Origin of the sequence: Kineosporia mesophila, assembly GCF_021129235.1 — a bacterium.
Lineage (GTDB): Bacteria > Actinomycetota > Actinomycetes > Actinomycetales > Kineosporiaceae > Kineosporia > Kineosporia mesophila.
In genome coordinates this window covers 115,577-140,836 of the sequence record NZ_JAJOMA010000011.1, presented here as the reverse complement: position 1 = coordinate 140,836, position 25,260 = coordinate 115,577, and the positions used below count along the sequence as shown (strand labels likewise).

Here is a 25,260-nt window from a genome sequence, read left to right as displayed (position 1 = left end):
CCCCACGTTTTTGATCTCTATCTGAGCATTGCGCGACCAAAGATTAGCCCTCCCCGTGGCGCCTGCGGGCCCACTCCGGCGCGGCTCGCGAGGCTGTTCACCTTCCAAGGTCACGCACGGCCGGGTGTGCTTGGGTTGGCCCACCGGCAACCCCGCCCGCCCGTACATGCGAAAGGATGCCCCTGTGGCCGCACCGGAGTCCCTCTCAGACCGTCCCTGCATCGTTCTCAGCTCCCACCTGGGCGATGCGGCGCTCTCCTGCGGCTATCTGATGTCCCAGCTGTCCGCGTCGACACCGGTCACGGTGATGACCGTGTTCACCCACAGCCAGGGCCGTCCGACCCGCACGGCCCGCGCCTACCTGGAGAAGCGGAACGCCCGTAAGGCGCCCGCCCTCTACAACCAGCGCCGCACCGAGGACCTGATCGCCCTGCGTTCCATCGGTGTCACGGGTGTGCACTTCGGGTTCGCCGACGCCCTGTTCCGCCGGCGCCCCGACACCCGGCTGCCGAAGATCGCGAACGACCTGGTGCCGGAGCTCAGCGTCATCTACCCGACCTACCGCTGGCACATCTCCCAGGGCAAGGTCTCGCCGCTCGACGAGAAGCTCCTGTCCGACCTGGAACAGCGCCTGCTCTTCACCACCGGGGAGGACGACGTGATCCTGGCCCCGATCGGCCTGAGCAACCACGTCGACCGGGTGCTCGTGCACGAGCTCGGCCTGCGCATGGCCAAGCACCGCACCGTGGGCTTCTACGCCGAGCAGCCCGACGCCCAGAAGCTCGAGGGTGACGTGCCCGTGCCGAAAGGCGCCGAGCTGGTGAAGTTCGACGTCGATCTGCACGCCAAGGCCCAGCTGCTCGAGCGTTTCACCACGCACACCCGGGCCATCCTCGGCCGGCGGGTGCCCGCCCTCGACGAGTACGTGTTCATGCCGATCGCGGGCTGACCGTTCCGGCGCGCCGGACGCCCGGGCCACCTCGACGGGTGCCCCGGGCGCTCTGCTGTCCGGATCAGTAACCGCTGTTCCCCGGCTGCTGCGGGAACTGGCCGTCCGGGCCGGGCTGACCCACGACCAGCTTCGCGAGCACGAGCAGACCGGCGATCCTGCTGATCCACACGTTGCCGACATGACGCTACGGGCACCCTGTGCCGGCGAAGTCCGCGCGGCAGAACGGGTTTCCTCCCGGATGTCGCGTACTTCCAGCAACCGGACGCGGGCCGGGCCCACAACGTTGCATGCCGGTTCGCGACGCTGGAAGGTACGCGAAAAGCGCGGGAGGACAACCACGTTTACCATGGGTAGAACCGGCAGCGCTCAGTGCTGCGTGACGGAAGGCTTCCCGGAGCGCTCGGCGCGGAACCGGCGCGAGGCCCAGATCCCCGCACCGACAGCGGCGACCCCAGCGGCCGCGATCACGACGACGGAGACCGGCTGCTTCAGATTGAAGAGCGCCAGCACGACGATGATCGCCCAGAAGGCCACCAGACCCGCGATCACCCCGACGATGCCGACGAACCGCACCTGCTCACCCTTGTTGGCAAAACTCCCCATGGAACACCCCTCCCCAGGAACCGGACAGCCCCTCCACCCGATACACATCGCACTACGGTGTGACATGTGCGTTTCAGGCTACCAACGAGAACGGTGGTGCAGCCCGCACCCGGCTCGATCGGGCAGCCCGAACGGGCGACCGTTCGCCGAAAACTTTTGCTGGAAAACGGAGATCACACAGCGCCGGCCGACTGGGGCACGAGCACCGACTCGTCCCGGCGCAGGTAGGTGCCGGCCGTCAGAACCGCGACGAGCACCAGACCACCCGCGATGCCGTAGCTGGGACCCAGCCGGTCCGCCCCCACGAGCAACTGGAGCAGCGTCAGTGCAGTAGCCGTACCGGACACCCCGAGGCGCACCGCGCCCCAGCCGGTCCCGCCGAGGTCGGGCAGGCGCACCCCGGCCACCTGCACGGCGATCACCTCGGCGACGAGGGCGAGCACGAGGAGGGCCGCGAGGGCCGAGAACGGCGTGCCCCAGGCCGACTCGGAGTCGCACACCTCAGTTCCGAAGAGCCCGAAGCATTTGCGGTGCCAGGGCAGGAGGGTGTCCAGCAGGAAGAGGATGCCGCCGAGGGCGACCAGCCTGCCTCCGAGGGTGAGCGGGACGTTACTGCTGGGCATGGAACCGGTTCTCCGATCCGGGTCGTGTCTTCCGGGTAATCCTGTCGATGGACTGTGCGACCCACTGTGCCAGGAGTTCTGGCCCGATGACGGCGCATTTACCCGGCAGCGTCCCGTTTGCACCGCGTAATCGTCACCAAACTGACGGATGGACGGTGCTTTCGTCGCCGAACGAGAGTCACTTCCTACCCACCGTTTAAGTAGTGCCAGCGGCGCACCGAGGTTCTGGACGTGCCCCACCGGAACGAGAGCGAGTCGCAGCCCCAGGTCGGGCCTGGTCCTGTGGTGTTCGCGCCGGAGGCACACCGTCCCCGTGACCTGCGCCTGCTGGTCGACTCGTCCGGCCTGACGCTGGAGATGGGTCTGGGGATGCGGCAGAACTTCGTCTGGTCGGACTGCGAGGCGGTCATGGTCTGGCCGGACCGGGCCGAACTGGTGCTGGGCGACGGTGCCAGCCTGCTCGTACGGGCCGCGGACTGGCATCACGGCGATCGGGCCCTGCGGTCCATCACGGAACGGGTGCCGACCGACGTGCTGGTGCCGATGATGGCCGACGACGAACCGCAGCCGGAGGTGTACCGCCTGCCGGGCCTGTCGGCGAGCCCCGGGCCGGTGCTGATCGTGCTGGCCCTGGCCGCCGGGGCGATCGGGCTGATGGGCCTGGTGATCGGTGCGACCGAGAAGCACGTCTCCGCCCTCGCGGTGGGCACCGTGTTCCTGGTCGGTGCCGCACCTCCGTCGCACGCGTTCGTGCAGCGGATGCGCGTGCCCCGGCGCTGGCGTGAGCGTGCGGCCGTGAGCGGGCCGGTGTCGGTGCGGGTGAACTCCGTGATGGCCCGGGCCACCCCGGTACTGCTCTGGACCACCCTCCTGACCCTGCTCGTCCTGTGCGCCGTGCTGGTGGGCCTCGCCCTGGACGATGTCTCCACGCTGCTCTTCGCCCTCTTCAGCGGGCTCGGGGCGGCCGGCTGCGGCCGGGAGCTGCTGCGGCGCCGACGACGGGGACTCCGCAGCCGGTCCTAACCTGGTTCCATGATCGACTCACGGTCCTTCGCCCTGGATGTCCCGCCGCTGTTCGCCCGCGCTGGACGGGGCCCCGAACGTGCTGCTCGCGGGGCCGGTGGGGGCTTCGACGGCCAGATCGCCGCGGCCACCCGCGGCGGGTTCGGCGATGTGCGGTTCGGCGATGTGCGGTTCACCGACCGCACCAGCGGCAGCACCCTGTTCGTCAACCCGCTGATGGCGATCTACTTCACCGTCGGCCTCGACGCGCTGGCCGCCCGCTGCCTGTACCGGGAACGGATCGACGGCACGGTTCTGATGCGTCAGGTGGCCACCCGCATCCGGGACTTCCGGAACGAGGTGACCCCGCGCGTTCCCCGGGCGTTCCCGCACTGAAGGCCGGTGCGCCAAAACGCCGGTTGCCCGGAACCTGAGGGTTCCGGGCAACCGGGGTGGAACTGCACAGCTGTGGAGGTGGGGGGAATCGAACCCCCGTCCGTCAGCGCAGAACCAGGGCTTCTCCGGGCGCAGTCTGCTACGGCATTTCTCAGCCCCAGCGATCCCACAGACAGGTCGCTGAGCCGGGCTCAGTCACGGTTAGTGTTCCCGCAGGCCCCGTAACCGGTCCCTTGGGCAGTGGCCTTCTAGTCGACGCCAGGACCCGGGACGAAGGCATTCCCGAACTGACGGACTCACACTCGCTTAGGCAGCGAGGGCGAAGTCGTTGCGCTGTGTATCGGCAACTATTGTTTTGCGACGAGGATTTACGAGATCACATCGCGTACTCGGCCCGCTTCTCCTGGTAAGACGACCAACGTCGAAACCAGTCACCCCCGAGGGGGAGTGGATCTGGTTCGACAAGATCTGGAACTTCCCAGCCTTGCCGTGTTCAGTTATCAAGCGGTGTGGCCAGGTTCGGCCCCACCGAGCTGTACAACCCTACAGCCTCGGGTCGTGTTCCCGCCTCTTCAATCAACCGGTCAGCGGTTGGTGCGCAGCGACATGGCCCGGTCGGACTCGCGCTTGTCCTGACGCTCCCGCAGGGTCTGCCGCTTGTCCCAGTGCTTCTTACCGCGGGCCAGGGCGATCTCCACCTTGGCCTTGCCGTCCTTGAAGTAGAGCTGCAGCGGCACCAGCGTGTAACCACCCTCGCGGGTACTGCCCGCCAGCTTGTCGATCTCGGCCCGGTGCAGCAGCAGCTTGCGGCGCCGGCGCGGGGCGTGATTGTTCCACGTGCCCTGGAAGTACTCCGGGATGTGCACGTGCTCCAGCCAGGCCTCACCGCGGTCGATCTGGGCGAAGCCGTCGACCAGCGAGGCGCGCCCCTGCCGCAGGGCCTTGACCTCCGTACCGGTGAGCACGATGCCCGCCTCGTACGTGTCGTCGATGTGATAGTCGTGCCGTGCCTTGCGGTTGGACGCAACCACCTTCTTGCCAGTTTCCCTGGGCACGCCTACCTCACCTCTTCCGCCGAATGCCGAAGAGTAAGTCTATGAGGTGACGTCGTGACTGCCCACTTCATTAGCGGCGGTTACGCGGTCAGCGTCAGAGCCAGCCCATCGGGTCGGTGGTGCCGCCGTTCACCCACACCTCGAAGTGAAGGTGGCAGCCGGTCGACAGACCCGTGGTGCCGGAGTATCCGATCAGCTGGCCGCGGCTGACCTGACCGGAGTGGACGATGATGCGGCTGAGGTGGTTGTACGACGTGGCCACGCCCGACCCCCGGAGCCGTCCGTGGTCGACCACGATCTGGTTGCCGTACCCGCCCGCCCAGCCCGCCCGCACGATCGACCCGGAGGCCGCCGCCTTCACCGGGGTACCGCAGGGAGCACCGAAGTCGGTGCCGGTGTGCAGCTTCCGGTAATTCAGGATCGGGTGGTAGCGCCATCCGTAGCTCGAGGTGATCGGGGCGCTGACCGGGTAGGACAGGGTCGACCCGCCCGGCGCTGATTCCGGCTCCGCATTGTCGGAGGTCCGGGCCCGGGCGGCCGCGGCCCGCTCCCGCAGGATCCGGGCGAGCTTCTCCTGCTCGGCCTCGGCCGCGTCGACCCGCTTCTGCTCGGAGGCCTTCCTCGCGGAGATGACCCGGACCGCCGCGCCGCGCTCGTCGACGAGTTTCCCGATCTCCCGCGTGGCCGACCGGGCCTGCGTGGTCGCGGCCTCGCGCTGCACCACGACCTGTGCGGACTGTTCCTTGAGGTCGGCCACCTGCTGGCGGCCGGCGTCGAGTTTCGCCTTGCGGGCCCGAGTCTCGGCCTGCTCCACGGCGAGCCGGTCGATGGCGTCACCCTGCGCCCGCAGCACGTTCCCGGCCAGACCGAGCCGGTCGGTGAACTGCTCGGGGGTCTGGGCGTCCAGGGCGATCGACAGCCCGGTCAGACCGGAGCTGACGTAGGCCTCGCGGACGATCCGGCCCAGCCGGTCCCGGGTCTCCTGCTCCTGCTCGGCCCGCGACGCGAGGGCCCGCTGCGCCTTGCCGACCGCGGCCACGGCGAGCTCCAGCTCGTCGGCCAGCTGCCGGTCGCGCCGGTTCGCCCTTTGCAGGGCCGTCTCGGCGGCCTTCAGGCGGGAACTGGCGTCCGCGAGCCGGGACTCCGCGGTCCGCAACCGGACTGCGGCCTCGACCAGATCGTCCGAAGTTCCCTCGAGATCGTCGCGCAACTGCTTGATCTCGCCGGCGAGCTTCGCCTGCTTGTCCTTGACGTCGTCCGCCGCCGCCGGGGTCGCGGTCTGCGCCACGTTCGTGACGCCGACCGCGAGAGCCGACCCGGCCACCATCAGGGCCGCGAAGAACCGGGTAGGACGGCCCGTCCTACCGGGTGCGCCGGTGGTCCACCGCTTCATCCGCGTGCCTCCTGTCGCTGATCACCCCCATGAGCGGGTGGCAACATTGGTCACACACGGTACAGGGGTGACTACACCTTGAGGTATCTCTGCAGTGCCAGGAAGGCCGACACGCCAGCAATCCCCAGACCGATGATGAACAGCCACGGCACCACCGTCAGGGCGTCACCCACATCCACGTAGTTCGTGAAGGTCAGCTGCTTGGCCAGACGGCCCTGGATCTGGAACTTGGTCACGGCCACCAGTGCCACCGAAGCCAGGGTCGCGCCGACCGCCGCGGCGATCATGCTCTCCAGGATGAACGGGAGCTGGATGAAGAAGTTCGAGGCCCCGACCAGGCGCATGATGCCGGTCTCGCGACGGCGGGTGAAGGCCGTCAGCCGGATCGTGGTCGCGACCAGCAGCACCGAACACAGCAGGGTGATCACGGCGAGCAGCCAGGAACCCAGCTTGAGCTGATTCAGCAGCGCGAACAGCCGGTCCAGCACCTGATTCTGGCTCTGGACCGATTCCACCCCCTGGGTGTTCTTGAAGTAGTCCGCGACCACCTTGTACTGCTCGGGGTTCTTCAGGTCGATCCGGTAGGACTCCGGCATCTGGCTGGCCGTCACGTTCTCGGAGAGCGCGCTGTCCTTGCTCTGCTCCTTGAAGTGCTCGAAGGCCTGCTCCTTCGACTCGAAGAAGACCTCCTTGACGTAGCCCTGGAGCTGCGGCGACTTGAGGTTCGCCTCGATCTGCTCCTTCTGCGCGTCGGTGGCCTTGCCGTCGGCACAACTGGCCGCGATCGAGACGTCACCACACAGGAAGATCGTCACCTGGACCCGGTCGTACCAGTAGTCCTTCATGGTGTCGACCTGGCGCTGGGCGAGGAAACCGAGCCCGACGAGGAAGAGGGAGACGACGGTGACGAGGACGACCGAGATGGCCATGGCCAGGTTGCGGCGCAGGCCGATGACGATCTCATCGAGAATGAACTGGAAACGCATGTTTTTTCAGTTGCTTTCTACCGGGAGTATCCGTAGACGCCGCTGACCTCGTCGCGCAGCATGTTGCCGTTCTCAAGTTCGATGACGCGCTTGCGCATCTGGTTCACGATCTCGTGGTCGTGGGTGGCCATCACGATCGTGGTACCGGTCTTGTTGATCCGGTCCAGCAGACGCATGATGCCGACGCTGGTGTTCGGATCGAGGTTTCCGGTCGGCTCGTCGGCCAGCAGGATCGCCGGCCGGTTCACGAACGCCCGGGCGATCGCCACACGCTGCTGCTCACCGCCGGAGAGCTCGTGCGGGAACCGCTGTTCCTTGCCCGCCAGGCCGACCAGCTCGAGCACCTCGGGAACGGTGTGCGCGATGGCATGCCGCGGCTTGCCGATGACCTGCAGGGCGAACGCGACGTTCTCGAAGACCGTCTTGTTCGGCAGCAGGCGGAAGTCCTGGAAGACCGCGCCGATGGTGCGGCGCAGGTGCGGCACCTTCCAGCTGGACAGCTTCGCCACGTCCTTGCCGGAGACCCGGACCACACCCTTGGTGGCCTTCTCCTCACGCAGCGCAAGGCGCAGGAACGTGGACTTACCCGAGCCGGAAGCTCCCACGAGGAAGAGGAACTCGCCCTTGCCCACCTCGATGCTGACCGAGTTGAGCGCGGGGTGCTTGCTGCCGGGGTAGACCTTGGTGACGTCGTCGAATCGGATCACGGCTGAGACCTCGGCCGCCGTCGGGGACTGGGAACGTGCTCGCGGCCGGTCCGAAGTCTAGGGGGCTTCACGAGTGCAGAGGGGGACTCATCGGGCCCCGGTGCGTTGTAAATGTGAACCTGTGCAGGTCCTGTGGCCCTAGAGGCGCCAAAAACTACGGACGGCGAAGAGGTGATTACCCCTTCGCCGTCCGGAGGTCATTGGCTTACGCCGGCTGCTCCTGCGACTTGCGCCAGCGGATGCCCGACTCCAGGAACTCGTCGATGGCGCCGTCGAACACGGCCGAGGGGTTACCCGACTCGTACTCCGTGCGGAGGTCCTTCACCATCTGGTAGGGGTGCAGCACGTAGGACCGCATCTGGTTGCCCCAGCTCGAGCCGCCGTCACCCTTCAGCCCGTCCAGCTCGGCCTGACGGTCCTGGCGGGCCTTCTCCAGCAGCTTCGCCTGGAGCACCCGCATCGCCGACACCTTGTTCTGGAGCTGCGACTTCTCGTTCTGGCAGGTCACCACGATGCCGGTGGGGAGGTGCGTGAGACGGACCGCGGAGTCGGTGGTGTTGACCGACTGCCCACCCGGACCGGAGGAACGGTAGACATCGACGCGGATGTCGTTCTCCGGGATCTCGATGTGGTCGGTCTCGGCCACCACCGGCAGCACCTCGACACCGGCGAAGGACGTCTGACGGCGACCCTGGTTGTCGAACGGGCTGATCCGCACCAGCCGGTGCGTGCCCTGCTCGACCGAGAGCGTGCCGTAGGCGTAGGGCGCGTCCACGCGGAACGTCGCCGACTTGAGCCCGGCCTCTTCGGCGTAGGAGGTGTCGTACACCTCGGTCTTGTAGGAGTGCCGTTCGGCCCAGCGCAGGTACATCCGCAGAAGCATCTCGGCGAAGTCGGCCGCGTCGACGCCGCCGGCCTCGGAGCGGATCGTGACCACGGCCTCGCGGGCGTCGTACTCACCCGACAGCAGCGTGCGAACCTCGAGCTCGCCCAGCGCCGTGCGGGTCGCGGCCAGCTCGGTCTCCGCCTCGGCCAGGGTGTCCGCGTCGTCCTCGCCCTGGGCCAGCTCGACCAGCACCTCGAGGTCGTCCACGCGGGCCGACATCTTTTCCAGGCGCTCGAGCTCGGACTGCAGGTGGGAGAGCTTCGACGTGACGACCTGGGCCTTGTCCGGGCTGTCCCACAGGTCGGGGGCCACGGCCTGCTCGGAGAGCTCGGCAATCTCGGAGCGGAGCTGGTCCAGGTCACTCACCTTGAGGATGGACTCCAGGGTGCTGCGCAGTGCGCGGATCTCGCTGGGGAAGTCGGTGGCCACGTTGATCGAGGTTACGCGGTGTCGGGCGCAAACACAGAGTCGGCATGTCGATCAGCGCCCATGGGCAGGCCCGTGCGTCCATGGGAGCCGCGCTGCACCGCTGTTGCAGGGGTCACATAAATAAGCCTTTGATCAAGTTGTGGCCGATTTGCAGTGACGAATGACGCTCCACAGTTCGCGCGGCACACATGTCGGTGCTCTCGCTGCGACTACGCGGACACGGCGTCGATGCGGGCTCCCGGCCGCGCGTCCTGAACGAATCCGGACGCGCGGCTGGACTCCAACTCCCACAGGGGCTCCCATTCCCCGATCCCCGAGTTGCTCTCACACTCCCCGGTTCACGCGAAAAGCGTGCCCCTGTCCGCCGGATCCCGCATCTCGAGGCATTCCGGGAACTTCAGTAGCTCTGGGCGCTTCGGTAACCCGGGGAACGGCTACAGCCCGAGCGAGTCGAGATCGTTCGGTTCGGCGCCGCGGCACAGATCGGCGAAGGTGACCTGGAGGGCGCGGCAGATCATCGGGATCTCCTGGACCAGGATTCGCCGGTTGCCCTTCTCGGCGTCGTGCGCCTGGCTGAGAGACCAGCCGACCAGCGCACCGAATTCCTCCTGGGTCAGCCCCAGGCGCGACCTCTCGCCGCGGATGTTCCGCGCCACGATCCGCCCCAGGTCCGCCACGCGCCCGACCGTAAGTGGCCCGCCAGGTGAGGGAGTAGCAGAAAGCGGCTTGATTTGGCGTTTCCCCAAACGATACGGTGAATCACCAAATCAGTTCGGAAATTGACGAACGTCCTCAGACTGGTTCCGGCCCGCCGGTTGACCTCCCTCCGTCCTGGCGGGTCGGGACCACACCATCCGCAGCTTTGTGCGCTGACTGCTCGCGCTCATCGCTTATAAGGAGTTGCATGCAGGCCGGCGAAACCGCCCGTCACATCCAGGCCCATCTCCGAAGCTGTGGGGTCGTGGTCCATCTGGCCACTTCCGTTCCCCGGGAGCCCGGTCGGCCGTTCGGGGTTGTCGTGTTCCTCGAAGAGGTACTGGCCCAGCACGAGTTGGCGCGCGACTGCGTGGTGCGGCTTCCCGGGGTGCTGGAGGTGACCTTCTCGACCCTGAGCCGAGCGATCATGTATGTGGTCGTGGGACCCCTGGGGTTGGTGCGGTCGTCAGCGGTGTCGCAGACGGCTCCTCCCGTTGAGGCGCACGTGGCCTGAGTTTCCAATGGGGGACGCGCCAACTGGCCGACGTTGTCGTCGCACCTCGGTGGGGCCCCGGCTCCCCCCGCGCGGTCCCGGCTCCCCCAGCGCGGTCACGCCCCAGTTCGGTCCCGGCTCGCTCAGGTGGCCCCGCCCCAGTTCCGTCCCGGCTCGCTCGGGCGGCCCCGCCCCAGTTCGGTCCCGGCTCGCTCGGTGCGGCCCCGGCTCTGGGCGTGGATCGGCGGGCGACTACGGCTCGGGCTCGCGGGCCGAGGCTCGGCTCGTGGCTTGCAGTGGTACGCCGTTCGCCCATCGATGCACCACAAGCCCCACTAAAGGTATGCGGGCGCGACCGGTGAGCGTGACCTGTGCCGTGGTTTCCTCCCATGCGCCGGTCGGACTGCCGATTGCCACGTCCAGGTCAGCGGCGGTCTCCGGTTTCTCGCCCAGGTAGCTGCGAACGCTGGCGTGCACGGTCCCGTCGGAGAGCGGCACGGGATACTCCCCCATCCCCCGCCGGTAGAACGACTCCTCATCGAGAGCATCCGCCGCGTCCAGTGCTGCGGCATCGGTCAGAGCATGGAGTTCCTGGCGTTGCAGATGCAGGGCGGTAATGTCGGTGGCGACCAGGATCAGAAGCAGGGCCACCGCAATGAAACCTGCTACCAGCGGCATGATCTGACCAGAATCGCCGGCGCCGACGAATCCGCTGTGCCGACCTGGCACCCACTCCCCACGAGACCCTATGCAGCAACCTGAATCCTCCCCGGCGCCGGCGATTCCATCCGCGGTAAGAAACCCACCGCGACCAAGACCTTTGTCTTTGAACAAACTCCACTTCCAAACCTTCACCCCAGCCGAGTTCTACCCCTGGCAATCCTTCACCCAGCCTGAATCCCCGCTTCGGGAAATTCCCCGCCCCAGGACGAGTTCCCGCACCTCGTGGTCTTCAGCTAGCCCAGTTCCCACCCTCACCAACCTCACCCCCGAACCCGTTCCCAATCCACGAGGCTGCTTTGTCGGTCTCTCCCCCGAACCTCCTGTCAGTTGCCTTGCCGACCGAACTCCCTGAACTCGTCCACCGTCTCGACCTGGCTGGCGCTCACCACCACCTGGGCACGGAGGGCGTCCGCCAATCCCACCGGAAGCCAGGGAAAACTAGCCGTGACCTCCACCTGGGCCGTCACTCGTTCGCCCGGCACCAGGCAGGACGACCTACTGCAGCCGATGTGAAGCGTTCCATCGCTCGCAGCGAATCCCTGATCCTTGAGGGCCAACTCGGCCGAGGTAGCTGCCCGTTCCTGACCCTCCGTATCATTCGCCGCAGTAATGAAGGCCCGGACTGCTTCCCTTGCCGCACCGTCCGCAGCGAACGAGGCTGCCTGCACCCGTCCGAGAATGAGCACCAGATATGCGACGGGAAGCATCAGAAGAAGCCCGAGGGCCACGAATTCAATCGCCGCTGATCCCCCTTCACGGGAAGCACAGATGCGGTCTTTCCCTCTGACCATGGATGGCTACCTCCCCGTCACGGTCCGGCCTCGGCAAGAGCATGACCGGTGACGTCCACGCTCCGCCCAACGCCGATCAGCCCGGCGACGGGCAGCGGCGCGATCACCCGCACCTCGACGATCACCGTCCCGTCCAGATCGACACGACGGGCAGAGACCCGCCGCGCATACCCTGGCGAGAGCTCCTCCCCGATGAGGCTGCGGGCGCGGTCGGCCCCGGCCGCGGGGTCCCGGTCGGACAAGGCACCGAATCTCGCCCCCTGAGCCGCGCAGTCGATGAGAGCGTTCCGTACGTACACGGTCAGGGCGAGCTGGACGAGGGCCAGGAACAGGAACACCAGCAACGATCCGACCATGACGAAATCAACTACCGCGGAGCCTTTATCGTGCCGAAACCCGGACCGCCCCACTCAGGGACCGCCGACGACGTTGTCAACGGCGTCGTTGAAGACCTGGACCAGTCGCGGGCCGGCCGCGCCCCAGAGAGCGACCACCAGACCCGCTGTCATGAGGGTGACCAGCACCCAGCCCGGAACGTCACCTCGATCACCGTCGCGACCACGCACCAGCTGCATCCGGGTCGCCACGGACGCAGCGAGGTGCTGCGCCAGAGCACGACCGACCGAACCCCGCCGCTTCACCGTGCTGGACGGCATCGCCGTGAAAAGCATGTGTGTCCCCGTTCTTCGTCGGATCTGTAGCTAGACCGTGAGCTCAAGTACCGCCAGGCCGGGATACAGCGCGAAAAGTACTGTGACCGGAAGGATCAGGAAGACCACGGGCACCATGGCACCAATCTCCCGGCGCCCGCTGGACTCCATCAGCCGGCGCCTGGTCACTTCCCGAACGTCCTGGGCCTGAGCTCGCAGGACGTCCGCCAGTGGAGTGCCTCGTTCGATCGCGACCACGATCCCGTCGACGAACCGGGCAAGGCTCGGGATCGCACTGCGAGCCGAGAGATCATTGAGAGCATCGGTCAGAGATCGACCGGTCCGGGCTTCCGCCAGGGTGCGGCCGATCTCGGTCGGCAACTCACCGCTGCAGGTGCGGGCCACCCGATCGAGAGCGCCGAGAGGTCCCTCCCCGGCGCCGACAGCCAGGGCGAGAATCTCTGCCACCGCCGGGAACTCCGCCAGGATGTGACGCTCGCGCCGCCGGACCTGCCAGTCCAGCGCCTGGTCACGGCCCAGCACCCCGAGCAGCGTCCCGATCAGGACCAGGCCCACGAGCGAGACCACGCTCAGACCGCTCCGGACAGCGATCGCTGCGGCCACACCGGCTCCCGCTCCAGTCCCCAGCGCTCCGGCCATCACCTGCTGGGCCCTGAACTGCTCGATCGAGATGCCCGTACCCACTTGACGAAGCCGTCTCTCCACCGAGGCGTTCCCCCCACTGACCCGGGCCGCTCCCCGTGCGGCCCGGCGCATGAACGGTTGAAGTAACTCCCGGACAACCGATCCCGCGCCCGGCTGCCGGAGCTGGGACTCGTCCATGACGAGCCGGGCACCACGCAGGTACGGTGCCAGACGTTCGTCCAGCGTGGGGCGCCGGTTCCACGGCGCGCCCAGGACCACGAGCCACCCGCCGATTCCGGTCAGGGCTCCGAGCAGAGCACCCACTGCCGACATCAGCGCAACACCCGCTGCTCTTGCGGAAGCCGGCCGATCACTGTCATCAGACGGTAGGCGAACACGGAGGCGCCGGCGCCGACCGCCAGGACGGCGGTGCCGGTGGAACTCTCATAGGCCTGTACGGACTCGGGTTTCGAGGTGAGGAGGGCCAGCACCAGCCAGGGCGCCGATACCGCGAGCCGAGCGGCGGAAACCGTCCAGCTCTGCCGGGCCTCCAGTTCCGACCGAACTCTCGCATCGTCGCGCAGAAACATGGAGAGATTGCGGAGGAGGCGCCCGAGATCGGAGCCGCCGACCTCACGGGTGATCCGCAGCGCCTCGCAGAGCCGGTCGCCGACGGGATCGGCCAGCCGGGACTTGAGGACCTCCAGTGAGTCCCCGAAGCTGCCGGTGAGCCGATAGTCACGGGCGAAGGCCCGGAACGGTGGACGTAGCGGTTCCGGTCCTCGCTCGCCGAGGGCACCCAGCGCCTCCGGAAGGGAGAGACCGGCGCGGACTCCCGAGGCCAGGTTGTCGACGACGTCGGGCCAGAGTTCACGAAACCGTTGACGCCGTCGCCGCGCGCGACCACGAGCGGCGGCGTAGGGCGCCCAGCCGGCGATGGCGGCGAAGCATCCGGTGACCGGGAGAACCCCGGTGAAGGCGAAGACCGCCAGGCCGACTCCCACGCCGGTGCCGGCGCACACGGCCAGGAACGCGGTGGGAGACACGGATGGGAGATCTGCTTCGTCGAGCAGGGCTCTCAAGCGACCCACCGGGGACCGGCTGTTCAGATCCGTCGGACGAGGCGCCGGTTCCCAGCACGCCCACCAGACCAGGAACAGGCCCACGCCCGCGGTCAGTCCGATCACTGCACCCACGCCGTCACCTCCAGCCACCCCTCAGCACCGCCGCGACGTCGATCCCCGCGCGTTCGTACCGGTCCGGGTGCGGCGGGAATCCGTCGCTCCTCACCAGCCGGTCACCGCGCCGCCCGAAAATCTCGGTCGTCTCGATCACGTCTCCCTCGACCCGGCCCGGTACACCGACGATCTCGGTCACCCGGCGACGCCCGTCACCATCCAGACGCACCTGCACCACGAGGTCGATCGAGCTGGCCACGGTCGGGACGATGAAGCGGCCGCTGACGTTCTCACCCGCCAGGAGGGGTAGCGTGCACATCTTGATCACCGCCTCCCGGGCGGAATTGGCATGAACAGTCGCCATTCCGGGGAGTCCGCTGTTGAGCGCGAGGAGCAGATCCAGACTCTCGGCCTGGCGTACCTCACCGATCACGAGCCGGTTCGGGCGCATCCGCAGAGCTTCCTTCACCAGCCTGCGCAAGGGGATCTCACCGGTTCCCTCCAGACTGGCCTGGCGACACTGCATCGGAACGGTGTCCCGGAGGGGCACCCTCAGCTCGAAAACCTCTTCGCAGGTGATGACCCGCTCGCGGGCCGGTACCGAGCCCAGCAGGCAGTTGAGCATCGTGGTCTTGCCGGCCTGAGTTCCCCCGGACACCAGAATGTTGAGCCCGGCAACCACAGAGGCAGCCAGGAACTGAGCGGCCTGTGGGGTGAGAGTTCCCAGTGTGACGAGATCATCGAGTCGGGACGAGACCACCGTGAACTTTCGGATGTTCACGGCGTAGGAGTGCCGGGTGATGTCCGGGATGACGACGTGGAGCCGGGAACCGTCGGGGAGCATCGCGTCCACAAAGGGACTGGCCAGATCGACCCGGCGCCCCGAGTGCTTCAGCATCCGCTCGACCAGATCACGCACTTCCTGGGCCGTGAAAATTGTTGTGGTGAGTTCGCTGACGCCAGAACGTGCAATGAATACCCGGCCCGGATCATTGATCCAGATCTCCTCGATCGACGGATCGTCGAGATACGCCTGCAGCGCGCCGAATCCGGACACCTCGTCGATCACCCGCTTGACGGCGTGCTCGATGTCCGCGAGCGGCGGCAGCGACCGCAGAAGTGAGCGTTCGTCGTACGCGGCCACCTCGGACTCGACGAGGCGCCGCAGTCCGGCCGAATCGCGGCCGGGGTCAATACCTTCCCGGCGTATTCGTTCCCGTACACCGTCGGAAACGATCGAGACAGCATCCACCGGATCCCCCTACTCATCCCCGTGGGGCGCAGAGCCCCCAGGCGGCCGAGCCGCCCATCCCCGTGGACCACAGCATAGGAAACCCGGACAGACCCTGCGCAAGTTATCCACAGGATTGATGAAATTCGGCGGCCATGAGCAGGTTGTCCACAGGTGGTCGTCACTCCCCCACGGGCGACGCACAATCGATGACATGAGAGTCCGACTCACCGTTGTTCTTTCCGAGATCGAAGTGACCGCAGTTAGTGTCGAGATCCAGGCGCAGCCAGGGACGCTACTGGGGTCTGTGAGCAATCAGCTCACCGCTGTTCTTCCTGATCCAAATAAGGCGACCAAGGTAAATTTTCACTGCGCCAGCCACGTCGTCCCGTTGACCCATCCGATCGGCCTCCCACCACTCGTGCAAGGGGCGACTCTGGTACTCAGAGCTCAGGAGGATGTTCCAGCGAACGCTTCCGGGGTTCTGGAGGTTCACACGGTGGCCGGGCCGGATGCAGGCCTCACACATGCTCTACCCCTGGGTCACCCGGTGCTCATCGGTAGACACGGCTCCTCAGGTCTCTCCCTGAGAGATCCCGACATCTCACGTCACCACGCCGAGATATCAGCCTCGGAAGACGGCCTGACCGTCCGGGACCTCGGTTCCGCGAACGGAACCCGGGTAGCTGATCAGCCCGTCGAGAATGCCGCGGTTCCCCTGCACCCCGGTGAACCGGTGCGGCTGGGCAGCAGCATTCTGGCGGTGCGCGCACCGACCCGGCCGGCCGCGGCCGTCACCCCGGACGCCGAAGGCCATCTACTCGTCAACCGGCGTGCAGCCCTGGAGCCACTGAAACCTTTTGCTTTGATCACCTTCCCGCAGCCACTGTCCACTCCGACCCGTCCGCAAATGCCCTGGCTCATGATGCTGGCGCCCCTGCTCCTCGCGGTGCCCCTGGCGGTGCTGTGGCGGCAACCCGGCTATCTCCTCGTCGCCGCGATGAGCCCGCTCCTGATGCTCGGGCAGTACGTCACCGACCGTCGACGGGGTGGCCGGGAGAGCCGGTGGCTGGCCGAGGCGCACCGGAAGGAGACACTCGAAGCGGAAGAGTTCCTGGACAAGGCTCTTTCCCGCGATGCCGAATATCTGGAGACCATCTATCCCGATCTGGCCCGTCTCGCGGTCACGGCCCGGATCCCGACCGACGACCTCTGGGTGCGAACACCGCGACAGCACGTGGCCCTGGCCGTGCGCATCGGCCGGGGCGAGGAGCCCTCGTGCGTGACCAAGCGCGATCCGACTCGGAGCAGCCCTGACGACACCGGTGAGACCCATCCCGTGCTCCCGGACGTCCCCCTCGGGCTGGAACTCAGGGACTTCTCCGTCGTCGGTGTCTGTGGGCCCCGCCGGGCGGTTCTCGGTACGGCCCGTGCCGTCATCGGCCAGCTGGCCGTGCTCCACTCCCCGCGGGACGTCGGTATCGGTCTCCTACAGTCACGGCCGACCGGCTCCGAAGAGGCGGAGACCGACCCGGGCGTGCCGGACTGGGAGTGGCTGACCTGGATCCCGCACCATTCACCCGACCCGTTCGCGTCGCCGGGGGCGGTTCGGGTGCTGGTACTCGACGGCGCGCGGCGCCTGCGACGGAGACCGGACGTCGCGGAGACACTCTCCCGAGCAGGGATCACGGACCCGGGTGATACCCGGGAGACCAGGCATGTCCTGCGGGCCGATCCCACCCGGGCCACCCGGGCCGCCGGAACCGTCGTCCTCTGCCTGGAGCAGGACGAGGTGTCGTTACCCCTGGAATGCACTGCCACCGTCGTGCACACCGACGGAATGGACACCGCTGTGCTGCACCGGGCCGGACAGGCCCCGAGATCGTTCCGGCCCGACCTGGCCGGGGCACAGTGGTCCACCCGACTGGCTCGTGACCTCGCACCCCTGCGTGATGCCACTCCCGACGCCCGTAACGACATCCCGCACCAGGTCCGGCTGGTCGACCTTCTACGACAGGTACAGAAGGTCGACCCCCTGGACGGGACATCGCTCGCACAGGCCTGGCGATCGGGTCCGGAAAGAGGCAAGAAGGGAACGACCCTCGCTGTCCTCGGGCAGTCCGCAGCCGGCCCGGTCACCATCGACCTGCGTGCAGACGGGCCGCACGCACTGATCGGCGGCACCACCGGATCCGGCAAGTCGGAGTTGCTCCAGACTCTGATCTCGTCCCTGGCCGCCGGAACCGGTCCGGACCAGCTCACCCTGTTGCTGGTGGACTACAAGGGTGGGGCCGCCTTCCAGGCCTGCACCGGTCTGCCCCACGTCGGCGCGGTACTCACCGACCTGGACCTTCCGTCGGCGAGACGGGCCCTCTCCTCCTTCACCGCGGAGCTGAGACGTCGTGAAAGGTTGCTCCTGCAGGCCGGGGTCATCGATGTCGACGGTTACGCCGCTGCCCGGGCACAGCGTCCTGCGCTGGAACCGATGCCGCGGCTCGTGGTGGTCGTCGACGAGTTCCGGGTGCTGGCCGAGGAACTGCCGGAGTTCGTCACCGGTCTGGTCCGCATCGCCACGGTCGGCCGCTCCCTGGGGGTTCACCTGGTGCTCGCGACGCAACGCCCGGCCGGAGTGGTCTCACCCGACATCGCGGCGAACGTCAATCTGCGAATCGCCCTGCGGGTCCGGGACGCCGCCGACTCGCACGACCTGATCGCAGGCCCGGCGGCTGCGGAGCTGCCCGCGGTTCCCGGTCGCGCGCTCCTGAGGGTCGGTGCGACGGCACCGGTGGAGTTCCAGACCGCGAGGGTGAATACGCGCCCACCCGCCGACCACGGCATCGGTAAGCCCGTCGTCCGGCTGCTGCGATCGTCCTCCCGCGCCGTAGCGACCATCGAACCGGCTTCGTACGACCGGGAAGACCGTCCCCATGATCTGGAACGGCTGGTCGCAGCGACCCGGTCGGCCGCCGCCGAGCTGGGTCTCTCCCAGGCCCGGGCCCCGTGGTTGCCGGAACTGGCGTCCGAACTGGAAATCGGCCGGCTGGTCCGGGGCTCCCGTTCGGGACACCTGTTCTTCGGGCTGAGCGACCTCCCTCACGAGCAACGTCAGGAGAAAGCCGGCTGGGACCTCACCGCCGGTCACCTGGCGGTCGTGGGCGGTGCTCGTTCCGGACGTTCCGGTGTTCTGCGCACCCTGGGCGTCAGCGCCACGAATACCGAAGATGCACGCGTCCACACGTATGTGCTGGATTCCTCCGGGGGGCTCGTCGATCTGGAGACGCGCGGAGTCGCGCGTGCTGTCGTGCGGCTCGACGACCACGAACGCGCCGGACGCCTGGTGCGTCGGCTGGTCGACGAACTCCATGAGCGGCGGGGTCCTGCGTCCGGGCCGGGATCCCGGGTGCTCCTGCTCGTGGACGGTTGGGACGCTCTCACCGTGGCCTGGTCGGAACCCGGGTGTGCCACGCTCCTGGACGGTCTGCTGACGGTGCTGCGGGACGGACCGGCCGTGGCGATCAACGTCGCCGTCACCGGAGCCCTTCCTCTGCTGACCGGACCGCACTCGTCGTTGTTCACCCAGCGACTCGTCCTGCCCCTGCCCGACCCGGCGGACGCCATGATGGCCGGAGTCCCGGCCGAACTCGCACGCAGCACGGACCGACCCGGGCGAGGTGCGTGGCATTCCGCCGGACGTTCCGAATTCCACCTGGTGCAGGTCGCCCGATCGGTGGGGCATCCCGGCGGAGCGATGGCCGCAGAACCCGGGACGCCGGACGACGGCTGGGCCGTTCCCGCCCTTCCGGCAAGGGTTTCCCGCACCGTGCTGTCCCCGCTGGAGACTCGTACCGAAGGCCCGGGAATTGTCGTGCCGATCGGCATCGGCGGCGAGCAGGCGCGGACGGTAGGTCTCGATGTGACTGCGGCCCCGGTAACGCTGATCCTCGGGAGCCGCGGCAGCGGCCGGACGACCGCCCTGTTCAGTCTGGCCGAGGGACTAAAGGAGCTGGGCGTCCCCTTCTTCGTTCTCGACCGCCGCACCGTCCGGCGTACGACCACCGCCGCAGACCTCGCCGCCCGTCTGACGCTGCTGCCGAGCACGGTGGTGCTGATGGATCTGCCCCCGACACCCGGTGCCACGGTTCCCGACGACGGCGGTCTGGCCGAAGTTCTGTCCGCGCATCTGGCCGGCGCTCACGGCGAAGAAGGACACCTCGTCCTAACTGCCTCCGGCCATGACATTGTGGCGGCGTACCGGGGTCCACTGCTCCTGGCCCGCGACGCCCGGCAGGGACTCGTCCTGGGCACACCCACGCTCACGGACGGAGAGGTGTTCGGGCTCCGGCTCGATCGTCACCCGACCGGGCCGCCCGGTCGTGGAGTACTCATCGGTGCCGGGACGGCGGTCTCTGTACAGGTCGCGCACCCGGCATCGGCAGGCATCACCGGCGCCGGCGGCGTACGGCCAGGAACGCCGCTCCCTGAACGGGTGCCGCTCCTGCCCCCCGTGGACGACACGAACCCGGGTGAGCCGTGATGCACTGGACGAGGCGGTGCCACAGATTTGCGGAAAGTCCTGCGTGGTTCCGCACAGCGACAGGGCCACCCTGGTGAGTCCCGGACTCATCACTCTTGGAGCCCGGCACGAGACTCGTGTGACTCTGGGCTATCAAATAGCAGCAGGTTGTGACGTAAAGCTACTGGGCCTCAAAATCGCCGGACCTAGTGCGCCAGTTAGGGGGCCGAGCACAACTCAGTGTGTTCTATCCTTGCCGCATGGTGACATCGGTTTCGTTCGGTGACGAACGAACCGCACACCGCTACAACGCAGCTCGTTCTGTGGGGTCCAGGAAGGGTGTGGGCACGATTTCGCTCGGCAGCCGCTCCGAGACCGTCCGGAGCACGGACACCGTTGATCTGCGGGTTCCGGCCGATCCCGCCTATCTGGCGATGATCCGCACGGCGACCGCCGGGTTGGCGACACGGCTCGATCTGACGCTGGACGAGATCGAGGACCTGCGTATCGCGGTCGATGAGGCGTGCTCCCTTCTTCTTCAGGGCCGCGCTCATCCCGATCGGGCGATCCACGCCGAATTCGAGGTGGGGCCGCCGGGGAGCGGCACGCTGTCCATCCTCATCACCGGCCCGGTCAGCCAGCTCCCCGAGGGGCGCGGCTATGCCTGGGCGGTGCTGCAGGCTCTCGCGGGTGACGTCATCACCGGCATCGGGGAGAACGGCGCATGGATCAAGCTGACGTACGTCGGACGGGGAGACCAGTGATCCAGCAGCAGGAGTCGACGCTCAGCGTGCTGCAGCGAACACCCCGGCGGGACGATTCCCCGGACGCACAGACCTCCGAGGCACACGCCGACCCCATGGAGGACGGAGTAGACGCCTCTCCCGTCATCTACTCGGCCTCCGAGGTCCCACCGGAGACCGACCACCTGACCCGGGAGCTCACTGCGGCTCCGCATCACCGTGCGGTCGAGCAGCCGACCGGGTCACCCCAGTCGGTCGCGACGCGCCTGAGGGAGAACGCGGACGACGACCCCGCTGCCCTTCGACGCCGAGGCCGGCATGTCCGAGAGGACGACGAGGAACCCGCTCCGCCCGACCCGGACCTGCTGCGGCTGTCGACCCTGTCCAAGGGCGACCCGCAGTACCAGCAGTTGCGGCGCATCATCATCGAGACGCACCTGCCCCTGGTCCACCACCTCGCACAACGCTTCAAAGGCCGCGGCGAACCCTACGACGACCTCGTACAAGTCGGCACCATCGGCCTCCTGCACGCCGTCGACCGCTTCGACCCCCACCGCGGAGCCTTCGCCGCCTTCGCCGTCCCCACCATCGTCGGGGAAATCCGCCGCCACTTCCGCGACCGCGGCTGGGCCATGCGCATCCCCCGCCGCATCCAAGACCTCGGCCGCCGCGTCTCCGAAGCCCGCGAAACCCTCACCCACACCCACGACCGCTCCCCCACCGTCCAGGAGATCGCCCAATACCTGGATGTGGACGCCGACCTGGTGATCGAGGCGCTCGACACGGCCAGTGCGTACATCACCGTTCCCCTGCCCACGACCGCCGACGAGTCGGACCGGATGGGCAAGGCCTTTGAAGACGCCGGCCTGGAACTGGTAGAGCAGCGCGAGACCCTGCGGCCGCTGCTGGCCCGCCTGCCAGAGCGGGAGCAACGCATTCTCGAGCTGCGGTTCGGCAAGGGACTGTCCCAGGCACAGATCGCAGCCGAGGTGGGCGTCTCGCAGATGCACGTCTCCCGGCTGCTGACCAAGAGCCTCAACATCCTGCGCAGCGGACTCACACAAGAGCTCTAGAAGCCCGCCTGGAGCCGGCGGGCCCAAGACTTTCGTCATCGCACCCCTGCACGGGTGCGGTGACGTGTCAGGCGGCCTGCCCTTCTATCTCCCGCACGATCACGTGACGGCCGGCAACGAGGACCCCGACGACGACCGCGAGGGCCAGGATCGGGATCCCGACGTACCAGAGGCTGCTGGCGGAGACCGGCATGCCCACGCCCGCCTGGAGCAGTTGCCAGGTGAGGACCGGGCCCCGCGTCCATCGAGCGCCCTGACGGATCGCCCGGGCACAGCCCCCCAGGGCCAGACCGACGACGGCTGCCACGACGGCGAGACCGATGTCGTTCATCGGGCGTTCGGCCCCGATGCCCTCGATCACCAGGGCCACGGCCCCCGCCAGTAGGGCGAGCGCTTCCAGGCCGACCAGAACCGCCACCAGGAGCCGCAGCCTCTCACTCGCCTCGGCGCCGGTCCCGGTCCGGTCCGCCGGGCTTTCCTGGCTTGCCATCCGACCCATCCTCTCCCTCATCATCCATTTACCCGATAGCGATTAAACCCGCTACGCTAAAACCGAACTCGACACGGTTCCGCAGACGCGAGGTTCGTTCTGCGGCAACGACTGTCAGAAGCACATCAGCCCAGGCTTAAGGCTTTGAAAGCCATTCTTGCGGCGATGCACTCAGTCGGCCCCATTGGGGTCTTTTGGGCACTTCAGCCTGCGGAGTCGGCGCGCGTGCGTCAATATAAGAGCCGAAGCAAGGTACGGCTCACTCTGCGTTGAACACTCGGAAGAATCCTGACACCACTCTTCCGGCTCTTTCACGGCGTGCACTCAGGAATGTACGCGCCGTACGAGAGCGTTCACCAAACGCGTTCTTTGCCCCACACCCTGGGTCACAGAACGGACACGGCGGATGCGAACCAGTGTTCGACCAGGCAGATTCTGTCAAGAGCAATGACCAGCAATGTATATACGCAGCGTGTTCGAACGACTACAGTCCTGCATCGTGACCGTGGGCTACGAGACATCGCGCAGATCACTCGGGGAAAACCCTTGTGAAAGCGGGCACAAGCGTGTGAGGCTGGATGCCGAATCCGGTGCGAACACGTGAAACACAAACACCGATGACTGGGTCAGCCCAGTCACCCCCGGCCACATCCCGCAAACCGGGTGAAGGCCAAACATCCATGAGTAACGGCGTCTGCAGCCGTGTCTCGAACCGTATACAACCGCCCGTTCGGGCGTGAGGAGTGGACGATCCCATGGATTGGCGCCATGAGGCTGCTTGCCTCGAGGAGGACCCGGAGCTGTTCTTCCCGATCGGGAACACCGGCCCTGCGATCCTTCAGATCGAGGAAGCCAAAGCTGTTTGCCGTCGATGCGAGGTCGTCGAGACGTGCCTTCGCTGGGCCATCGACTCCGGCCAGGACGCCGGAGTCTGGGGCGGCCTGTCGGAGGACGAGCGTCGTGCGCTGAAGCGCCGTAACGCTCGTGCCCGTCGCGCCAGCTGACCTTTTCGTCAGCCAACCGTAGACCAGGCCGGCGCGGGTACTGCGGTCACTCAAGTACGTTCGATCGATTCGCCCGACACAATCGGCGGTCGGAATGCCGAACGTCAGCAGTCGATGGATCGCAGTACCCGTCGCCAATTCTCGGCAACACCGAAGCATCTCGCACGATCTGCCAGAACCGGCACCTGACGGGGCTGAGCCGTCCAGCCTGTGGCAGAGGTTCTTGGGCAAGGCATTCCAGAGCAACGTTCGGCAACAGACCGATTACGGTGCGAAAGTTCCCTCCTGATACAGGAACTACGTACCGGTTCGGCGATCGAGCACTGGTCACTGATGGTTCGACCACGTACGTTGGTGATTCGTCCTAGGTTTCCCGCTGTCTCACCGGAACCACTTACGGATCCCATTCGTACACCCTGGCCTTCCGGCCACTGCGTGTCCCGGAGCATCACCTTTATAGATGCCCGGGACATCGTGTGTTTGGGGGGCCTTTCAGAACTCGGGCTGGTCCTCGGGTGAGACGCTGGCAATTGCCTTGCGCAGGGTCACCTCGACGATGACGTCCGTACCTCCCTCCGGCCCCTTCTCCCAGGTGATGCGCCCCCGCATCTCCCCACTCACCAGGGCCTGGACGATTTGTGTCCCGAGACCTGAAGCACCGGCGCGGAACTCCTCGGGGAGACCGCTGCCGTCGTCGCGGATCGTCGTCCGCAGTTCGGCTCCGTTCCGTTCCGCGATCAGCGTGACCGTTCCGCCCCGGTCACGGAAACCGTGCTCCACCGCATTGGTCACCAACTCGGTGAGCACCAGGGCGAGCGGGGTGGCATTCTCGGCCCGGAGCTCGCCGAACCGGCCCTCGCGCCGGATCTTCACCGAGTTGGACGGCGACGCCAGTTCGACCGCCAGCGACAGGGTACGTCCCACGACGTCGTCGAAGTCCACCTTCTCGCCGAATCCCTCGGAGAGGGTCTCGTGCACGAGCGCGATGGTGGAGACGCGGCGCATCGCCTCCTGCAGGGCGCCCCGGCCCTCCGCCGACTTGATCCGGCGGGCCTGCAGGCGCAGCAGTGCCGCGACCGTCTGCAGGTTGTTCTTGACCCGGTGATGCACCTCGCGGATCGTCGCGTCCTTGGTGAGCAGTTCCTGTTCCCGCCGGCGGAGCTCGGAGATCTCCCGGACCAGGAGCAGGGCGCCGGACCGCTGGCCCGCCGCCTTCAGCGGAACGGCCCGCATCGACAGGGTGGCGCCGTGGTTCTCGATGTGACTGCGCCAGGGGGCCCGTCCCATCAGGACCAGCGGCAGCGACTCGTCCACCAGGCCGGGCTGGTCGAGCAGCGAGGTGACGATCTCGGACAGGCTCTGGTCGACGACCTCACCGAAGTGCCCCAGCCGGTGCAGGGCGGACACGGCGTTCGGGCTGGCGTAGGTGACCTTGCCCTCCTTGTCCATCCGGATCAGGCCGTCACCCACCCGCGGGGCACCACGACGCGGACCGCTCGGGGAACCCGGGGCCGGGAACTCGCCCTCGCAGATCATCCGGGTCAGCTCGTCCGCACACTGGAGATAGGTGAGTTCCAGCCGGCTCGGGGTGCGAGCGGCCGAGAGGTTGGTGTGCCGGGCGAGGACCGCGATGGCCCGGCCCGCCCGCAGCACGGGCACGGTCTCCTCGCGGACCGTCACGTCTTCCTGATAGTCCGTGCCCCGCTCCCGGCAGATCCGCAACTGCTCGTAGGCCCGGTCCAGCAGTGGACGCCGCCCGGCGTCCACGACCATGCCCACGACGTCGTCGTAGTAGACGGTGACGCCCGTGCTGGGGCGGCAGTGAGCCACGGCGATCCAGCCGCCGTCACCCTTGCGGGGCACCCAGAGCACCAGGTCGGCGAACGACAGATCGGAGAGGAGCTGCCAGTCGCCGGTGAGTAGTTGCAGCCACTCGAGGTCGGCCTGGTTGAGTTCGGTTTGCTTCGCGACCAGGTCTTTCATCGTGGGCATGCGGCC

At 67.4% G+C, this 25,260-nt stretch carries 25 protein-coding genes and 1 other RNA gene; 8 read left to right on the top strand and 18 right to left on the bottom strand.

Annotated features, from left to right (window positions below):
* The first annotated feature begins 184 nt into the window (after nt 1–184).
* Entirely contained in the window at nt 185–949 is a 765-nt protein-coding gene (locus LR393_RS17205; RefSeq protein ID WP_231484956.1) for a PIG-L family deacetylase, read from the top strand.
* A 369-nt stretch (nt 950–1,318) separates the two neighbouring features.
* Here the strand turns inward: LR393_RS17205 and LR393_RS17200 are convergent, their stop codons facing one another.
* Nucleotides 1,319–1,555 carry a hypothetical protein gene (locus LR393_RS17200; protein ID WP_231484955.1) on the bottom strand — a complete coding sequence of 79 codons (237 nt, stop codon included), beginning with the start codon at nt 1,553–1,555 and terminating at the stop codon, nt 1,319–1,321.
* 173 nt (nt 1,556–1,728) lie between these two features.
* Entirely contained in the window at nt 1,729–2,178 is a 450-nt protein-coding gene (locus LR393_RS17195) for a hypothetical protein (RefSeq protein WP_231484954.1), read from the bottom strand.
* Nucleotides 2,179–2,409: 231 nt separating this feature from the next.
* Between LR393_RS17195 and LR393_RS17190 the strand changes: the two genes are divergently transcribed.
* Nucleotides 2,410–3,201 (top strand): hypothetical protein, encoded by a 792-nt coding sequence (locus tag LR393_RS17190; protein WP_231484953.1) that lies wholly within the window; start codon nt 2,410–2,412, stop codon nt 3,199–3,201.
* A 9-nt stretch (nt 3,202–3,210) separates the two neighbouring features.
* Nucleotides 3,211–3,576 (top strand): hypothetical protein, encoded by a 366-nt coding sequence (locus LR393_RS17185; protein WP_231484952.1) that lies wholly within the window; start codon nt 3,211–3,213, stop codon nt 3,574–3,576.
* 70 nt (nt 3,577–3,646) lie between these two features.
* On the opposite strand, the gene ssrA is transcribed toward LR393_RS17185, so the two are convergent.
* From ssrA to LR393_RS17150, 7 genes are all read right to left on the bottom strand, one after another.
* Nucleotides 3,647–4,015: a transfer-messenger RNA gene (ssrA, locus tag LR393_RS17180) on the bottom strand.
* A 145-nt stretch (nt 4,016–4,160) separates the two neighbouring features.
* Complete coding sequence (gene smpB / locus LR393_RS17175; protein ID WP_231484951.1) at nt 4,161–4,631, bottom strand: SsrA-binding protein SmpB; 471 nt, start codon at nt 4,629–4,631, stop codon at nt 4,161–4,163.
* Nucleotides 4,632–4,725: 94 nt separating this feature from the next.
* Nucleotides 4,726–6,024, bottom strand: coding sequence for a M23 family metallopeptidase (locus tag LR393_RS17170; RefSeq protein ID WP_231484950.1), 1,299 nt, complete (start codon nt 6,022–6,024; stop codon nt 4,726–4,728).
* Nucleotides 6,025–6,095: 71 nt separating this feature from the next.
* Entirely contained in the window at nt 6,096–7,010 is a 915-nt protein-coding gene (gene ftsX / locus LR393_RS17165) for a permease-like cell division protein FtsX (protein WP_231484949.1), read from the bottom strand.
* Between the two features lie 17 nt (nt 7,011–7,027).
* Nucleotides 7,028–7,717, bottom strand: a complete 690-nt coding sequence (gene ftsE / locus LR393_RS17160; RefSeq protein ID WP_231484948.1) for a cell division ATP-binding protein FtsE — start codon at nt 7,715–7,717, stop codon at nt 7,028–7,030.
* A 205-nt stretch (nt 7,718–7,922) separates the two neighbouring features.
* Nucleotides 7,923–9,032, bottom strand: a complete 1,110-nt coding sequence (prfB, locus tag LR393_RS17155) for a peptide chain release factor 2 (RefSeq protein ID WP_231484947.1) — start codon at nt 9,030–9,032, stop codon at nt 7,923–7,925.
* A 434-nt stretch (nt 9,033–9,466) separates the two neighbouring features.
* Nucleotides 9,467–9,709, bottom strand: coding sequence for a helix-turn-helix domain-containing protein (locus LR393_RS17150; RefSeq protein WP_231484946.1), 243 nt, complete (start codon nt 9,707–9,709; stop codon nt 9,467–9,469).
* Between the two features lie 227 nt (nt 9,710–9,936).
* Between LR393_RS17150 and LR393_RS17145 the strand changes: the two genes are divergently transcribed.
* Entirely contained in the window at nt 9,937–10,242 is a 306-nt protein-coding gene (locus LR393_RS17145) for a hypothetical protein (RefSeq protein ID WP_231484945.1), read from the top strand.
* A 231-nt stretch (nt 10,243–10,473) separates the two neighbouring features.
* On the opposite strand, the gene LR393_RS17140 is transcribed toward LR393_RS17145, so the two are convergent.
* The 7 genes from LR393_RS17140 to LR393_RS17110 form a co-directional block, all read right to left on the bottom strand.
* Nucleotides 10,474–10,899 (bottom strand): pilus assembly protein TadG-related protein, encoded by a 426-nt coding sequence (locus tag LR393_RS17140; RefSeq protein ID WP_231484944.1) that lies wholly within the window; start codon nt 10,897–10,899, stop codon nt 10,474–10,476.
* Between the two features lie 368 nt (nt 10,900–11,267).
* Nucleotides 11,268–11,735, bottom strand: coding sequence for a pilus assembly protein (locus tag LR393_RS17135; RefSeq protein WP_231484943.1), 468 nt, complete (start codon nt 11,733–11,735; stop codon nt 11,268–11,270).
* Between the two features lie 17 nt (nt 11,736–11,752).
* On the bottom strand, nt 11,753–12,145 hold the full coding sequence (locus LR393_RS17130) for a TadE/TadG family type IV pilus assembly protein (RefSeq protein WP_331282957.1): 393 nt from the start codon (nt 12,143–12,145) through the stop codon (nt 11,753–11,755).
* Nucleotides 12,146–12,406: a hypothetical protein gene (locus LR393_RS17125; RefSeq protein WP_231484941.1), complete on the bottom strand. Its 261-nt coding sequence runs from the start codon at nt 12,404–12,406 to the stop codon at nt 12,146–12,148.
* A gap of 30 nt (nt 12,407–12,436) precedes the next feature.
* Entirely contained in the window at nt 12,437–13,363 is a 927-nt protein-coding gene (locus LR393_RS17120; RefSeq protein ID WP_231484940.1) for a type II secretion system F family protein, read from the bottom strand.
* A complete protein-coding gene (locus LR393_RS17115) occupies nt 13,363–14,226 on the bottom strand; it encodes a type II secretion system F family protein (protein WP_231484939.1) in 864 nt (287 codons plus the stop codon). The genes LR393_RS17120 and LR393_RS17115 overlap by 1 nt, the downstream gene beginning before the upstream one ends.
* 4 nt (nt 14,227–14,230) lie before the next feature.
* Nucleotides 14,231–15,460 (bottom strand): CpaF family protein, encoded by a 1,230-nt coding sequence (locus LR393_RS17110; protein ID WP_345718546.1) that lies wholly within the window; start codon nt 15,458–15,460, stop codon nt 14,231–14,233.
* 118 nt (nt 15,461–15,578) lie between these two features.
* On the opposite strand from LR393_RS17110, the gene LR393_RS17105 reads away from it, so the two are divergent.
* The 3 genes from LR393_RS17105 to LR393_RS17095 all read left to right on the top strand — a co-directional run bounded on the left by LR393_RS17105 (nt 15,579) and on the right by LR393_RS17095 (nt 21,768).
* Nucleotides 15,579–19,973, top strand: a complete 4,395-nt coding sequence (locus LR393_RS17105) for an FtsK/SpoIIIE domain-containing protein (RefSeq protein ID WP_345718545.1) — start codon at nt 15,579–15,581, stop codon at nt 19,971–19,973.
* Between the two features lie 239 nt (nt 19,974–20,212).
* Nucleotides 20,213–20,716 carry an ATP-binding protein gene (locus tag LR393_RS17100; RefSeq protein ID WP_231484936.1) on the top strand — a complete coding sequence of 168 codons (504 nt, stop codon included), beginning with the start codon at nt 20,213–20,215 and terminating at the stop codon, nt 20,714–20,716.
* Nucleotides 20,713–21,768 (top strand): SigB/SigF/SigG family RNA polymerase sigma factor, encoded by a 1,056-nt coding sequence (locus LR393_RS17095; protein WP_231484935.1) that lies wholly within the window; start codon nt 20,713–20,715, stop codon nt 21,766–21,768. Before LR393_RS17100 ends, LR393_RS17095 begins: the two co-directional genes overlap by 4 nt.
* A gap of 67 nt (nt 21,769–21,835) precedes the next feature.
* On the opposite strand, the gene LR393_RS17090 is transcribed toward LR393_RS17095, so the two are convergent.
* Complete coding sequence (locus LR393_RS17090) at nt 21,836–22,258, bottom strand: hypothetical protein (protein WP_231484934.1); 423 nt, start codon at nt 22,256–22,258, stop codon at nt 21,836–21,838.
* 755 nt (nt 22,259–23,013) lie between these two features.
* Between LR393_RS17090 and LR393_RS17085 the strand changes: the two genes are divergently transcribed.
* A complete protein-coding gene (locus LR393_RS17085) occupies nt 23,014–23,262 on the top strand; it encodes a WhiB family transcriptional regulator (RefSeq protein WP_052535954.1) in 249 nt (82 codons plus the stop codon).
* Nucleotides 23,263–23,754: 492 nt separating this feature from the next.
* On the opposite strand, the gene LR393_RS17080 is transcribed toward LR393_RS17085, so the two are convergent.
* Nucleotides 23,755–25,254 carry a sensor histidine kinase gene (locus LR393_RS17080; RefSeq protein ID WP_231484933.1) on the bottom strand — a complete coding sequence of 500 codons (1,500 nt, stop codon included), beginning with the start codon at nt 25,252–25,254 and terminating at the stop codon, nt 23,755–23,757.
* Between the last annotated feature and the right edge of the window lie 6 nt (nt 25,255–25,260).

What these genes read in the sequence shown, in the direction of transcription:
- LR393_RS17200 (WP_231484955.1), bottom strand. Translation starts at nt 1,555, where the DNA reads ATGGGGAGTTTTGCCAACAAGGGTGAGCAGGTGCGGTTCGTCGGCATC.
- LR393_RS17195 (WP_231484954.1), bottom strand. Translation starts at nt 2,178, where the DNA reads ATGCCCAGCAGTAACGTCCCGCTCACCCTCGGAGGCAGGCTGGTCGCC.
- LR393_RS17185 (WP_231484952.1), top strand. Translation starts at nt 3,211, where the DNA reads ATGATCGACTCACGGTCCTTCGCCCTGGATGTCCCGCCGCTGTTCGCC.
- LR393_RS17170 (WP_231484950.1), bottom strand. Translation starts at nt 6,024, where the DNA reads ATGAAGCGGTGGACCACCGGCGCACCCGGTAGGACGGGCCGTCCTACC.
- ftsX (WP_231484949.1), bottom strand. Translation starts at nt 7,010, where the DNA reads ATGCGTTTCCAGTTCATTCTCGATGAGATCGTCATCGGCCTGCGCCGC.
- LR393_RS17145 (WP_231484945.1), top strand. Translation starts at nt 9,937, where the DNA reads ATGCAGGCCGGCGAAACCGCCCGTCACATCCAGGCCCATCTCCGAAGC.
- LR393_RS17140 (WP_231484944.1), bottom strand. Translation starts at nt 10,899, where the DNA reads ATGCCGCTGGTAGCAGGTTTCATTGCGGTGGCCCTGCTTCTGATCCTG.
- LR393_RS17135 (WP_231484943.1), bottom strand. Translation starts at nt 11,735, where the DNA reads ATGGTCAGAGGGAAAGACCGCATCTGTGCTTCCCGTGAAGGGGGATCA.
- LR393_RS17125 (WP_231484941.1), bottom strand. Translation starts at nt 12,406, where the DNA reads ATGCTTTTCACGGCGATGCCGTCCAGCACGGTGAAGCGGCGGGGTTCG.
- LR393_RS17120 (WP_231484940.1), bottom strand. Translation starts at nt 13,363, where the DNA reads ATGTCGGCAGTGGGTGCTCTGCTCGGAGCCCTGACCGGAATCGGCGGG.
- LR393_RS17105 (WP_345718545.1), top strand. Translation starts at nt 15,579, where the DNA reads ATGAAATTCGGCGGCCATGAGCAGGTTGTCCACAGGTGGTCGTCACTC.
- LR393_RS17100 (WP_231484936.1), top strand. Translation starts at nt 20,213, where the DNA reads ATGGTGACATCGGTTTCGTTCGGTGACGAACGAACCGCACACCGCTAC.
- LR393_RS17090 (WP_231484934.1), bottom strand. Translation starts at nt 22,258, where the DNA reads ATGGCAAGCCAGGAAAGCCCGGCGGACCGGACCGGGACCGGCGCCGAG.
- LR393_RS17085 (WP_052535954.1), top strand. Translation starts at nt 23,014, where the DNA reads ATGGATTGGCGCCATGAGGCTGCTTGCCTCGAGGAGGACCCGGAGCTG.
- LR393_RS17080 (WP_231484933.1), bottom strand. Translation starts at nt 25,254, where the DNA reads ATGCCCACGATGAAAGACCTGGTCGCGAAGCAAACCGAACTCAACCAG.